General features: G+C 58.2%; 7 protein-coding genes and 1 tRNA gene. 6 read left to right on the top strand and 2 right to left on the bottom strand.

Features of this window, described 5'->3' with window-relative positions:
- Positions 1 to 108: 108 nt before the first annotated feature.
- From KF857_12265 to KF857_12245, 5 genes are all read left to right on the top strand, one after another.
- Positions 109 to 1,305, top strand: a complete 1,197-nt coding sequence (locus tag KF857_12265) for an MFS transporter (protein ID MBX3112767.1) — start codon at positions 109 to 111, stop codon at positions 1,303 to 1,305.
- Between the two features lie 72 nt (positions 1,306 to 1,377).
- Positions 1,378 to 2,403 carry a peptidase C39 family protein gene (locus tag KF857_12260; GenBank protein ID MBX3112766.1) on the top strand — a complete coding sequence of 342 codons (1,026 nt, stop codon included), beginning with the start codon at positions 1,378 to 1,380 and terminating at the stop codon, positions 2,401 to 2,403.
- Between the two features lie 17 nt (positions 2,404 to 2,420).
- Positions 2,421 to 4,091, top strand: coding sequence for an efflux RND transporter periplasmic adaptor subunit (locus tag KF857_12255; GenBank protein MBX3112765.1), 1,671 nt, complete (start codon positions 2,421 to 2,423; stop codon positions 4,089 to 4,091).
- A complete protein-coding gene (locus KF857_12250) occupies positions 4,088 to 5,317 on the top strand; it encodes an ABC transporter permease (protein MBX3112764.1) in 1,230 nt (409 codons plus the stop codon). The genes KF857_12255 and KF857_12250 overlap by 4 nt, the downstream gene beginning before the upstream one ends.
- Positions 5,318 to 5,395: 78 nt before the next feature.
- Positions 5,396 to 5,482: transfer RNA gene (locus KF857_12245), tRNA-Leu, on the top strand.
- 15 nt (positions 5,483 to 5,497) lie between these two features.
- On the opposite strand, the gene KF857_12240 is transcribed toward KF857_12245, so the two are convergent.
- Together KF857_12240 and KF857_12235 are read right to left on the bottom strand one after the other, a co-directional pair.
- Positions 5,498 to 6,400, bottom strand: coding sequence for a site-specific integrase (locus tag KF857_12240; protein MBX3112763.1), 903 nt, complete (start codon positions 6,398 to 6,400; stop codon positions 5,498 to 5,500).
- Positions 6,401 to 11,904: 5,504 nt separating this feature from the next.
- Positions 11,905 to 12,147: a hypothetical protein gene (locus KF857_12235; protein MBX3112762.1), complete on the bottom strand. Its 243-nt coding sequence runs from the start codon at positions 12,145 to 12,147 to the stop codon at positions 11,905 to 11,907.
- A gap of 54 nt (positions 12,148 to 12,201) precedes the next feature.
- On the opposite strand from KF857_12235, the gene KF857_12230 reads away from it, so the two are divergent.
- The coding region (locus KF857_12230; GenBank protein ID MBX3112761.1) for a hypothetical protein at positions 12,202 to 12,681 on the top strand (480 nt) is incomplete at its 3' end.

Here is a 12,681-nt window from a genome sequence, read left to right as displayed (position 1 = left end):
TGTTCTCACAGGCTTCGACGCGGCGCTTGCTCTCCCCTTGGCCGTGGTCGGGGCCTTCTTATTTGGCCGGCCCCCTCCTGTCCCCGCCGGCGGTCCAGAATGCTGGGAGTGGAAGACCGCAACGACCGCCGCTTGGACTGGGTCAAGCTGACGTGGGTCATCGCCCTGTTCTATTTCGGCTTTAACGTCTACAACAGCGTCTTCCAGAACTTTCTCCGCGACAATCTGCACGCCGTGCCGCTGGACCTCGGCCGCCTCGAGTCCATGCGGGAGATACCCGGCTTGCTGGCGTCCCTCATGGCCGGCGTCTTGGTCGCCTTGCCCGAGCGCCGGATCGCCACGATCGGCTTGGTCATCTGCGCGGTCGGCATCGGCTCGACCGGCTGGTTCGGCTCCTATTGGCCCCTCGTTTCGGTCACGGTGTTCTGGTCCGTCGGCTTCCACCTCATGACCAGCGTCCAGAATGCGATGACCCTCCACCTGGCCAAAGGCTCCGAGGGCGGTCGGCACCTCGGGCGGATGAGCGGGGTCGGGGCGACGTCCCAGATCGCCGCCCTCGTCATGATCGTGGTCGTCACCAACACCCTGAAGGCGACCAATTCCATGTCGGAAGGGGCCTACAAGGTCATCTTCATCGTCGGCGGAGTGGCGATCTTGGCCGCTTCCCTGTTCTGCCGTTCCCTGAGCACCGAGGTCGGCGGCGGTGAGCGCCAACCGGTCGTCTTCCGCCGGGAGTACTGGCTCTACTACGTCCTCTCCTTCCTGGAGGGGTGCCGACGCCAGATCTTCTCCATCTTCGCCGGGTTCAGCCTGATCTTCGTGTACGGCATGACGGTCGAGAAGATGGTCGTCCTCCAGCTTCTCAACGCCGCGATCATCGCCGTCACCGCGCCTCGGATGGGACGGCTCGTCGACCGCATCGGAGAAAAGAAGCCGCTCTTCTGGTACGCGGTCGGTCTGGTCCTCGTGTTCGTCGGCTACGCGACGACCCACAGCCTTGCCGTCCTCATCGCGCTCTACTTGCTCGACAACGTCCTCTTCTCGTTCAGCGTAGGTTTCACCACCTACCTGCACCGCATCGTCCGGCCGGGAGACCTGACGCCCAGCATCGCGATGGGCGTGACGATGAACCATGTCGCCGCGGTCAGCGTCCCCATCGTCGGCGCCGTCCTCTGGACGACGAGCGGCAACTACCAGCTTCCCTTCGCCATCGGTGCCGGTATCGCCCTGCTGACTCTCTTCTTCAACCGGTTCCTGCCCGACGGGCCACCACCCCTCAAAACGCTCTCCCATGAGGCCGCGTAGGGCCCAAATTGCCTCGGCCCGCGCAACCGGAGGGGGCCAAGGCAAAGTAAAACCTCGTGCATGTGGGGGTGCATGGCTTTGGCTCTGGTGACGGCCCAGCCCGTCGTCGCGCGTGACGGGTTCGTTTCGGCCACAACGGCGGACTTCCAGTCCACCCAAGTCGCTCCCGGCCACGTGCGCCTGGTCGCCCAGATCGAGTCCCCTCGTCCCTTCGACGAGGTGGTCCCCAGTTGGTCGGCCCAGGCCCCGGCCGGGTCGCGGATCGAGTTCTATCTCCACCCCGACGCCCCCGGTGCGGGCCGCTATTGCCTCGGCGTCTGGTCGGGCCAGCCCACCCGGACGAGCGTCAAGGACCAGAAGGACGCCGCGGGCAGCGTCGACACCGACACGCTCACTTTGACCTCGACGACGAAGAAGGTCACGGTCGAAATCGATCTGTACGGCTCGGAATCGGCCCACCCGCGCCTTGACGCCTTTCACCTCGTCCTCGTCGACACCAAGACCAAGACCCGGGCGCGGAAGCCTCTGAAGTCGGCCTGGGGCAAGACGCTGGAGCCACCGCGCCGGGCCCAAATGTCGTATCCGAACGGTGACGGGGCGTGCAGCCCGACGTCGGTGAGCATGATCCTCGGCTACTGGAGCAAGCAGCTGAAGAAGCCCGAGCTCGACCACGACGTGCCCGAAGTGCAAAAGGGCGTCTACGACGTGGCCTGGAGCGGCACGGGCAACTGGCCGTTCAACATGGCCTACGCCGCCAGCCAGCCCGGCCTGACCGCCTATGTCTCCCGGTTCCGCGACGTCCGCGACTTGGAGGAATGGGTCGCCGCCGGCGTCCCGGTCGCCACGTCGGTCAGCTATCCCCTCCTCCGCGGAGAGCCCCGGAAACCCAACGACGGCCACCTTGTCGTGCTCACCGGGTTCACCCATGACGGCGACCCGGTCTTCAACGACCCGGGTAGGAACGCCGTCCGCATGACCTACAAGCGCGCCGACTTTGAACGCGCCTGGGCGGTCAGCCGCAACACGGTTTATCTTGTCTATCCGAAGCACTGGCACGTGCCGTCGGGCCCCGGCCCGTGGGAGCACGCCAAGCGCTGATTCTCGTGGTTGTGTCTATGAAACCCCTATCTCGATCGATCGCCATCGTCTTCGCCGGCGCCTCCCTGGGCCTTGCCGGCTGCGGCATGCCCCCGGGCGGGATGCCGGGTATGAACGCCGCCAACAAGACCACAAAGGTCGAGAAGGGCGAGCTCGTCATGCAGGTCGTCGAGACCGGGACGCTCGAGCCGGAAAAGGTCGTCGAAGTCAAGAGCCGGGTCGGAGGCATCCTCACCAAGCTCCTCGTCGACGAGGGAGACGTCGTCTCGGCGGGCCAACTGATCGGTGTCGTCGACCCCCAGGAGACCGAGCTTTTGGTCAAACAGACCGAGGCCCAGCTGTCCGGGGCGCAGGCGTCGGTCGACCGCCAGGGTATCGAGATCGCCAAGCGCAAGGTCACGATCGAGACGACCCTCGAAAAGGCCAAGTCGCGGGTCGCCCAGCTCGAGGCGGAGATGAAGGCCCAGCCCGCCCTGACCACGGCGGCGATCCGCTCGGCCCAGACCCAGCTGGACTTGCAGACCAAGGCCTACGAACAACTCGTCAACGTCACGCAGCCCAACGCGAGGACGACCGCCGTCAACGCGGTCACGGACGCCGAGAACAACCTGAAGACCGCTCAGGCCGACCTGAACCGGCGCAAGAGCCTGGTCGAGATGGGCTACGCCGCGGCGCGGGACGTGGAACAGGCCCAGCTCCAGGTCGACCTCAACCAGACCCGGCTGCGCGAAGCCAAAGAGCGTGTCATGCGCCTGGACAATGACTTCCGGCTCGACCGGGAGAAAGCTTCCCAGCAGGTCAAGGCGGCCCAGGCCGAGCTCGACCGGGCCAAGACGAACGCCATCGCCGACAGGGTCAAAAAGGAGGACTACCGCCAGGCGTTGGTCGCCGTCCGCGAGGCAGAGGCCGACCGCCGCGACATCCTCTCCCTCGGGGCGGCCAAGCGACAGCAGGAAGCCAGCGTCCGCCAACTCCAGAGTTCCCTCGACGACAGCCGCCGCCAACTGAGCTACACCGAGATCCGCGCCCCGCTGGCCGGGGTGATCGGCAAACGTTACGTCCAGGCCGGCGAATTGGTGACCAGCCTCGGAAGCTTCAGCTCGGGCACCGCCGTCGTGCGCATCGACGACCGGTCGTCCATGATCGTCAAGCTCCAGGTGAACGAGATCGACACGGCCCGGCTTGAGGTCGGGCAACCGGCCGAGATCGTCATCGACGCCCTGCCCGACACCAAGTTCACGGGCAAGGTCAGCAAGATCGCCCCGGCCCAGGTCGGAGCGGCCTCCAGCTCCACGGCGGCGGCGACAAGCGCCGACCCCGTCGTCAAGTACCAGGTCGAAGTCCGGCTCGACAACATCGACCCGCACCTGAAGGCGGGCATGTCGGCCAAGTGCACGATGAAGGTGGTCGACCTGAAGGACGTCCTCCGCCTGCCTGTCGCCTACCTGGGGCAAGACGAGAAGGGCTTTTTTGTCATGATCCCGCCGGCCGACCCCAAGGACAAGAAGGCCAAGCCGACCCGCCGCGACATCACGGTCGGACTGCGCACCTCGACCCACTTTGAGATCAAGTCGGGCCTGAAGGAGGGCGAGACAGTGGTCAAGCCCGAATACAAGGGGCCGAAGCGCCAGGGCATGATGGGCCCGGGCAACGACGACGAAGAAGAGTCGGGCAAGAGCGACAAATGAGCGTCTTCGAGTCGTTCCGGATCGCGCTGGACATGCTCCGCCTGCACAAGATGCGGGCGTTCCTCACCATGCTCGGCATCATCATCGGCGTGGCCAGCGTGACCCTCGTCGTCATGATCTCGAACGGGTTCAAGCACTACTTGACCCACGAGTTCACCAAGCTCGGGGCCGAGACTTTCTTCATGACCTACGACCGGTGGGGCCCCCAGGGACGGATGGGGGCGGTCCGGCAAGGCAGCCTGACCCTGGACGACGCCCGGTACATCATGAACCGTTGCCCGAGCGTCGACATTGTCAGCGCCCAACTCACCGTCCCGGCCACTAAGGTCACGTACCTGGACCGGGAAGTCACCGGCCCCAGCGTCGAGGGCTACGACCAATACGCCCTTGACCTGAACAAGGTCGAGATGATCGCGGGCCGGGGCCTGACCCAAGACGACATGGACCGGCGGGCCAACGTCTGCCTGATCGGCGTCGAAATCCGCGACCGGCTGTTCGCCGGTACCGACCCGATCGGCAAGTTCATCACCTTCGGCGGCATCACCCTGCAGGTGGTCGGGGTGATGGACAAGATCGAGATCCTGGGCCAGAACAACGGGAAGGACATCTGGCTCCCCATCACCACCGCCCAGCGCAAGTGGGTCGGCGGCCACGACGTGACCATCCTCATGATGAAGCCGAAGGACGGCGTCAAGGTACAGGACGCGATGGAGGAGGTCTGGCAGGAGATGATGCTCCGCTCGGGCAACAAGCGGATCTACCGCCTTGACTCGCGGGAGTCGATCCTGGGCGTTCTGGGCGGCATCGTCACCGGGGTGGGCCTGGTCCTCGCCGGCATCGCCGCCTTGTCGCTCCTCGTCGGGGGCATCGGCATCATGAACATCATGCTGGTCTCGGTCACGGAGCGGACCCGCGAGGTCGGCCTGCGCAAGGCCCTTGGCGCCCGCCGCAACGCGATCCTCAACCAGTTCCTTGTCGAGGCGGCGGTGCTCTCGCTGGTCGGCGGCTGCATCGGGATGTTCATGGCTTTTTTGGCGGGCCAGGGGATCAGCCTCATGACCGCCGCCGCCAACGTCCCCTCCAAGGGTGGCCTGGCCATGCCCTTCCCCCTGGACGCGGCAGTGATGGCCGCCCTCTTCTCGGCCGGGATCGGTGTCGTCTTCGGGCTGTATCCCGCCCTCCGGGCGGCCAGCCTGTCGCCCATCGACGCCCTGCGCACCGAGTGAACAGCCAGGATGCCCGCCACCCTGGGACTGGTGGCGGGCACCCTTCCCCTCACGGTATCATGTCCTTCCCTCGCCTGTGCCCAGGTGGCGGAATTGGTAGACGCGCTAGTTTCAGGTACTAGTTCTCGCAAGGGAGTGAAGGTTCGAGTCCTTTCCTGGGCACCACAAATCTCCGTAGGTTCAATTTGAACCTGAGATTTCGACCCTTGTAGCCCACGTTTCTGGGCTACAAGCAGTAGAAACCTGATCCCAGAGCTTTTCCACCCACCGGAGTTTTTGTTCGTTTTTCACGTGCGAATACCCGTCCGTGGTCGATTGGGCGACATGCCCGGCCAACGCCATGACGACGGTGCGAGGGGCTTCGACTTCGTTGTCCATGAGGCTGATAAACGTATGGCGAAGCTCGTGCGGAGACACGACGGGGACTCCAGCCGTGACGCATGCCGCCTTGAGCTCTCTCGTGATGTTCTTGGGCTTCACAAAGCCTCCAAGGGTGTCTGAGCAAACCCAGACATCGCTGACCTGACCGCAACTCATCAGAGCGTTATAGAGAGGCTCAGGAAGAGGAATCTCGCGACGGCTGTGGTCGGTCTTGAGCTTGTTACTGATCGTACAACCACCCTTGAGCTGCTGGACTTGCTGACGAACCGAAAGCACCCGGCTTCGGCTGATCGCTCCACGGGTCACACCCACTGCCTCGCCCAAGCGGAGCCCTAAGCAGCCAGCCAAGATGACGAATGGCTTGATGAGCGCTCCAGACGCATCGAGCAACTGATGGAGCTCCTGGAAGGTCAGGGCAGTCTTCTCTACCGGATCCTTCCTGGCGATGCGGACAAATGTGACTGGGTTGACGGTGATGACCTCGTCGGCGACAGCGAGGCGCATGACGCCCGAGGTGACGATCTTCACCTTCTCAACGCTTGACGCCTTGAGCTCCGCGCTGATCTTGTTGAAGAACATCTGGAACTCGGCTCTCTTGAGCTCGCGGATGTCCCGGTGGCCAAACTCTGGGAGGACGTACTTGTCCATCGACCAGGCGATCTGGTTCTGCCAGTTCTGGATGCGGTGCTTGACAGTCGGCAAGTAGCCGGACGAGTAAAAGCGGAAGAAACTGAAGTCCTTGGATGGACCAAGCGACCTGAACGCCTTCTCCGACGCCTCAGCTGCCGATTTGCCGAAGTAGTTCTTCCGTCGATGGGTAACTGGATCGATTCCCTTTGCGGCCCACAAGCCGGATCGGTTCTTGACTGGATATGCCTGCGGCTTTGATTCCATGACTTTCTTCTGTACCACGATCTCGCTCGGTAAGTAGTAGACGCATTGCTACGTCCAAGTCTTCATAGCTGTACCAATCGCGGCGGATTGAGCGCACGAACTTCCGCGCCCGCAGCTCCTCGAACATGCTCGCAGAGCACCCAAGGTATTGCCTCGCTCCTTCTCCATTCGTGCCAATCGGGAACCTAAGGTGCTCGTGGCTTTGCATGTCACGATCATCCGGTACACACGATGGCAAGTATCTGAATGAGTGCCGGTTCTTGAGCCCTGACTAAACTAATCAGCACAAGAAGGGCGGGCCATCTCTATCGGTGGCCGCTTAGAAGTTCGTCAATAGTCCTCGGGAAGAATAATTGACGTTGCGGACTAGTTTACTTATGTAGCGGTGATGAACCGGGTCTCAGTGTCCAGGTCCTCTTTGCATGATCGCCAAATGGCCCTTTGGGTTAAGAAATGAGCCTAATTGAGACCATGGCACATCAACCGACACTGTCCATCGTCCACGATCTGGCTCCATAGCAATAAACCTGAGTCCCTTGTTTACGACCACGGGTCCACTCTTTAATGCCTCGGATACACACTCTCCTGCCCTAGGCACAGATTGCTTCGCCCAGCTACCCTTTCCCAACTCCACCTTAAACAAAGGCAAGAGGACCCCCTTCAGGCCCTGCACTTTACTTTCACTCGTCAAAAATATCTCGCTGACCGACACTTGATGAGCCTTACCTTGCTGCTCCGTCCAAATATACGTTTCAAATGCAGCAGTGGTCGAAGCCGCACCCATACCTTCCCTATGAATTACGGAGGCACTAATAACCTTCGCAGAGGTGAAAGTCATGTACATCCTTGAACTAAAATGCATCAGCTCATCCTTTGTTACATCTTTTGCCTTTGCTTTCTCCGTGGCTATCCTTTTAGACCATAGTGGGCTTACCAACCTTCCTAACGATGTTGCCGGAACCTCTTGCCACTCTACTAGACCTCGTTCCAGAAGACTAAACTTATGGACAGGCACTCGGACATTTGCCCCACCGCCACGATACAACAAACCACTACCACTTCATGTCCTCCTATAGTTTCGCAACTAAAGTGCTTCGTTTCTCTTTCACCACCACAAATCTTCCTCTATTCGCTGTTTATCAACAGCGAAAAAATGACTATCAACCCCGGTCCAGCTCCACTGCCCTTCTATCCAATGTGTATCCCCACCGACCGGTTGGTTCCGGTTATCTCCCTTGTGAAACTACTGCGCTGTGCGCCCATAATATGGCTCAGTCAAGAAGCAAACTCGGACGGTGAACAACGCCTTTCCTCTCATCCATATAGCCGAGTTGCACACCGCCACTCGATGTGCCCAAATAGGATACATTTCATCAACTCCATGAAGATTTCGCAGAAAGAAGAAACAACCATCGCCAGAACGTGCCCATCAGGAAACCGACCTCGGCTACTCCCCATATTGTATTGCTACAGTCAACCGAGGCCCAACACCTGTACCGTTGCGCGTCCATTGAGCCACACCATCTAGGTTGCCGTCTTGCAGTCTCAGACTATTCGACTTCACCAGAGGCTGCCACTTGAGCTCGGAGCAAGGGCGGGAGGCTCCACGTGTCGCGTCAAAGTCATTGAGATTGCCGATGAAAGGATTGCTGAAAGGACTTCCACCTCGCCAGGATACTCCTTCCACAAGGCGTACTCTCCCTACCTGCTTACCGTGCAAATCCAGAGGCCTCTGCACCAATGATCCGTCCCAAGCTTTCGGTTGGTTACCCGACCTTTCCTGACACGCACGGGCTAATATCAACGTATTTGTGGCGCGTTACGCGGCTGCCATCAGGGTTACCTTACTTACCATCTGTTCTTACAGGAACATGAAGCCTCCCGCCATCATCGAGCAGCCTGGAATCTGCATGGTCCACAACTTTGCAGTGGGGTTAGCGTAACCATCCCCACTTGCCGTTCTTGCGACGGGCCACCTCTCAGGCCTTTGACCTAGCACCATGGTAGCAATCACAACTTATTTACACCAAGACCTGCTCCCACTTGGGCAACGACCACCACTTCGCTGAAATAATGATCAAGGAGTCCAGGAAACTTTTCGAGCCCAACCTGTCTCTCTTTTCCAGTTAACAGAACGTCCCTCAGGTTCATCCTTTGGAGACTCCGATGATTCAGTGTCAAAGGAGCCAGTTCCTGCCACCAATTCTAGTGTCTGCGTCTGCTGGGAACCATTTCTCGTGAATCAAAACATTGCTTTCAATACGCGGTGCGAGCTCATGTCAGATCAGCACACTCAGCATATCATTTGACATGATGATCCATAGTATATCACTACCACTTGGTCAGCAGGATCAAGCTTTAGTATGAGGAAATTGGACTTTGAGCTAATGGTCTTATCGATCCTAAATGGCGTAGTCGGAAATTGATACAGGACTCGTCACTAAACCACTGTTGCGCATAGTACTGCCGCTTCTATCGTAAAACAACCAGAATGAAAAACATAGACAACGGTAAGGGTTGACGAACGAAAGTTTTTGACATCCAATTCGTATAACCATGGATTTGTACCAGTTGCTCGGCTTCCCTTAGCGAATGTTTGATCTGGTCAGTTGGCGTCGCGGGGCATCAACAGGTGGCCATTGCGCGCCTACCATCTGGATCACTTAGTAGATATCCATGATTAGTGATCGCTATCATCAAATTGTGGATTGTGTCCGATATCCCAAGCGGGACATGCGGATCATCGCCCTTAGACAATGTTGGGCTGCAAAAAAAGGTACAAGGCATAACGCGCCGCTCAACTCACGACGCAGCTTGACGGTTTCTGCTGGGCTCCATCTTTGTCATTGCCGTCAGGATATAATCCACTGCGGCCGTTGAGGAACAAGCGGCCCATTCGAAAGCAATGGGCAGCATCACTCACCCCATTACCAGATCACTGCTGATGCGATGGCCCGAGGATAAGTATCTTTGAAATCATAGAAAAAATGGTATCTTTATGCTTTAAGAGACAATTTCACCAATGTTAGTAGGCGTTAACTATACTTTTTCCATTACATTGCCAGAATGAATACCTAATCACACAGATGTCCACCCAGTGTAAGGGGGCAATCAAAGGTTTTGCCTTGTAGCAAAATGTAAGTCATAAGTGAGACCACTCACTTCTTCACTATCTTACCATAAGTAACACCACTTTGTCAAGAATTTTACGGAGACGAGACCTTTGATAACTGTTTCTGTTAGCGCCACAGCGCTTAAAATGTGACTTCGTCGTCTGCAAAATGCAGGTGCACCATGAACTGTTTAGTACCCGTATGTCGTCTTCAGGTATTTGCCAGTGGCACGAAATTTTTCTGATTCATTAAATATTACCACATGAGTAATTAAGGAGCTGAATTCTCAATGTTCCGTCTTTGCAGTCTTACGGTCTTTTGAAGGTGGATCTGACGTACCATGATCGTCAGGTTCGACGACTCTGGTGCGAACCACATCCAAGAGTTTTACAGTCATTTACATCTTTTGTTGCAGCTAAAGTTTTGGCATCGAGATAAAGCTGCAGGGTTTGCCTTTCCCGCGAAATACAAACTTAAACACCTGTCTTTTAACACAATTATCATTCCATCGGCTGGATATGGGATCTCAGAAGGCAGTGGAGATCCCCTGAGATTACTGGAGTTGCTCTGGTTCAAGTCTTCTTTGTCACATGTTTTGCAGTTTGAAATTCCCAGGAGCCCGTGTATTGGTGGTCAATACCTTGGCAAAGTCTTTGTGTCTGCATAGTGGCCAGCCAGGACAGTGATAGACACATTCCCCCTGCACCAGCAGTCACATCAGTCGATGAAGACGGAATAATGCTGGTAAGAAGAGTGGCTGTTGATGATCCACCACACGCAACCAGCAGCCGGCGCAATCCCGGGGACCTTGGCTGCCGAAACGAGAAGAAAAGCGATCGAAGGCGAGATTTCAAGCGTTGTCCATTGGTTAGTCAATGATGCTTATTGTATTACATCATATCCCAACAGGCGTCACCTCGGTAAGATCAGATCGATCAGTCAGAAGTATCTGGTGTCATGATCGCTGTTTTCAAAGTCCACCCTCACACATGGTTCATACCGCATCTGCAGTGGTAGTATATGGCCAGGGGGGTTTATTCCCACGAGAGGTGTAACGGTGCAGTTCTGCCAATTGCTGGCCCGCCATCTCGACGCCCAGATTCTAAGCGTCGAGGTGCTTCATGAGCGGATGGGTAAGTATCCCCGGTTCTCGCTTTCGAGAGATACTGTCAAGGAATATCGCACGCGAAAGCTCCCAAAGACCGCGGACGAGCTGATTTGCCTCTTGCAGTGTGCTGAGGTGCCCGAGGCGGATTGGCCTCTATTTTATCAAAGGTGGGTTCAAGAGCGGCTCTGGGGCGCGGAGATTCCCGAGGCAGAGGAGTTGGCGAGTTTGACCGAAGAAAAGCTCGGCCACCTCTTATCCCGCGCTGTGTCACTTGTTAGCCTAGGCGAAAGATCTCTGGCTTTGACGATATGTGAACGAGTGTTTCCGGTCATTTTGGATCGTCGCTCTCATCAAGCTCATCGGTGGGGCAAGTTGTATGTGGATTTGCTTGCTGACATGGGAATGCCTGATCGCGCAAAACGATTCTTGCCAAGCTGGCTTGAGTTGGCCAGGCAGTGCGGCCGGACAGAGTTTCTCGAGGTTCTTTGGCTCGCCGCAAGAATTCAGTACCCGTTCAAGCAGGGGGGCCCGAATCCGTCTGCCATCAGGTTATATTCTGTGGCAGAAGATGTCTTGCGTAGTATAGGCAGTCAGGCTGATCAGGGCCATTTCCGTTGCTCAATCCCGCGAGATCGCGCCATATTGAAGTGTTTTGCCCACCGAAATGCTCCGATTCCTGACGACCTGCAGCAAGCTCAGGCAGAAGTCAGTCAAGCCTCACAGCACTCAGCAGATGCAAAGGAGCACGCCTTGATGCACGAAGTCCTAGCGACCTTGTCCATTCACCGGTCTCGGTTCGACGATGCTGAGCGCTCGTTACAGAAGTGTGAGGAGAGCGAGTCGTCGTTAGGAGCGGACCAGAGGATTCGTAATTTGATCAATAGGGCCGCCTTGTCCATTGCGACCTCTGCCGAGCCTCAACCGTATTTGAACCGGGCGGTAGACCTTTGCCTCCAAGGGCAATTCTTCCATTACCTGTCCGAAATTCGTCATCTGGAGAGGAAAGCAAGCTCAAGGTAGTTTCTGAATTGGTGGGGTGATCAATGTCGCAAACAAGAAAGTGACGAGCCGCAATTGCGACTCGCCTGAGGTTAGTAGTCCTCTGGCAAGAGGATGGTCGTCGCCGAGCGATCCGCTTCGGTGATGATCCAGAACTTTGTGCCGTTAGCGTCCTTGTAGGCAGAGACGAGGCGAGTGCCGTCGGCCAAAGCTAGCTCGTCCGGACACAGCCAGGCCGACTCCCCCGGGTCCTCACGTCCGGGGTCGCTCTCCCGCGGAGCACCGGACGTCGAGGCAGGGCCTGGTGTCCCGCCGGCGCGATTTGCCTTCCCCATCAGGGAGAATAGGCAACAGCCGTCGAGGAGACCGCCGGGCCAGGCGAGAAGAACATGCCGAAGAAGAGACCTGACTCTACCAATGAAGTCACTGACTTACGCCACGAGCGCGCGACCCGGAAGAACATCCCCCCCGCCGGTATCGCCGGCAAAGGCCAACTTGTTCGCGAGTCGAAGGTCAAGTACGGCTACAACCCACACCTGCCGCCTGCCCTCCGCTTCGACCCCACGGGTCGGGCCGACCGGCTGAACGAACTCCTGGCGAAGCTGGGGGCCGAGAAGTCGCTGAGTGAGGACGAGGTCAAGGAGTTGCAGGCCCTGGCGCAGGCGGACCCGTGGCTGGAGTGGAGCGGCAAGCGCGAGCAACCGGAGTGCGTGGTCGACCCGGTGGCGCTGCAGGTGCACGAGCGCATCAGCACCCAGGCGATCCTTCGGGTCGCCGCCCGCGAGGACGTGCCCCGCACCCTCTTTGCCGACCCGGAGATGGAGTACCAGCAGGCGGTGCAGTTCTATCAGCACGACGTCGACTGGGCG

It is taken from the genome of Fimbriimonadaceae bacterium, assembly GCA_019638795.1.
Classification (GTDB): Bacteria; Armatimonadota; Fimbriimonadia; order Fimbriimonadales; family Fimbriimonadaceae; genus JAHBTB01.
Note: the sequence above shows the minus strand (reverse complement) of the source record. Positions and strands in the feature narration are given on the sequence as shown.

Bases quoted from the DNA above. Each gene is read 5' to 3' on its own strand.
- KF857_12260 (MBX3112766.1), top strand. From the start codon at position 1,378: ATGGCTTTGGCTCTGGTGACGGCCCAGCCCGTCGTCGCGCGTGACGGG.
- KF857_12255 (MBX3112765.1), top strand. From the start codon at position 2,421: ATGAAACCCCTATCTCGATCGATCGCCATCGTCTTCGCCGGCGCCTCC.
- KF857_12250 (MBX3112764.1), top strand. From the start codon at position 4,088: ATGAGCGTCTTCGAGTCGTTCCGGATCGCGCTGGACATGCTCCGCCTG.
- KF857_12235 (MBX3112762.1), bottom strand. From the start codon at position 12,147: ATGGGGAAGGCAAATCGCGCCGGCGGGACACCAGGCCCTGCCTCGACG.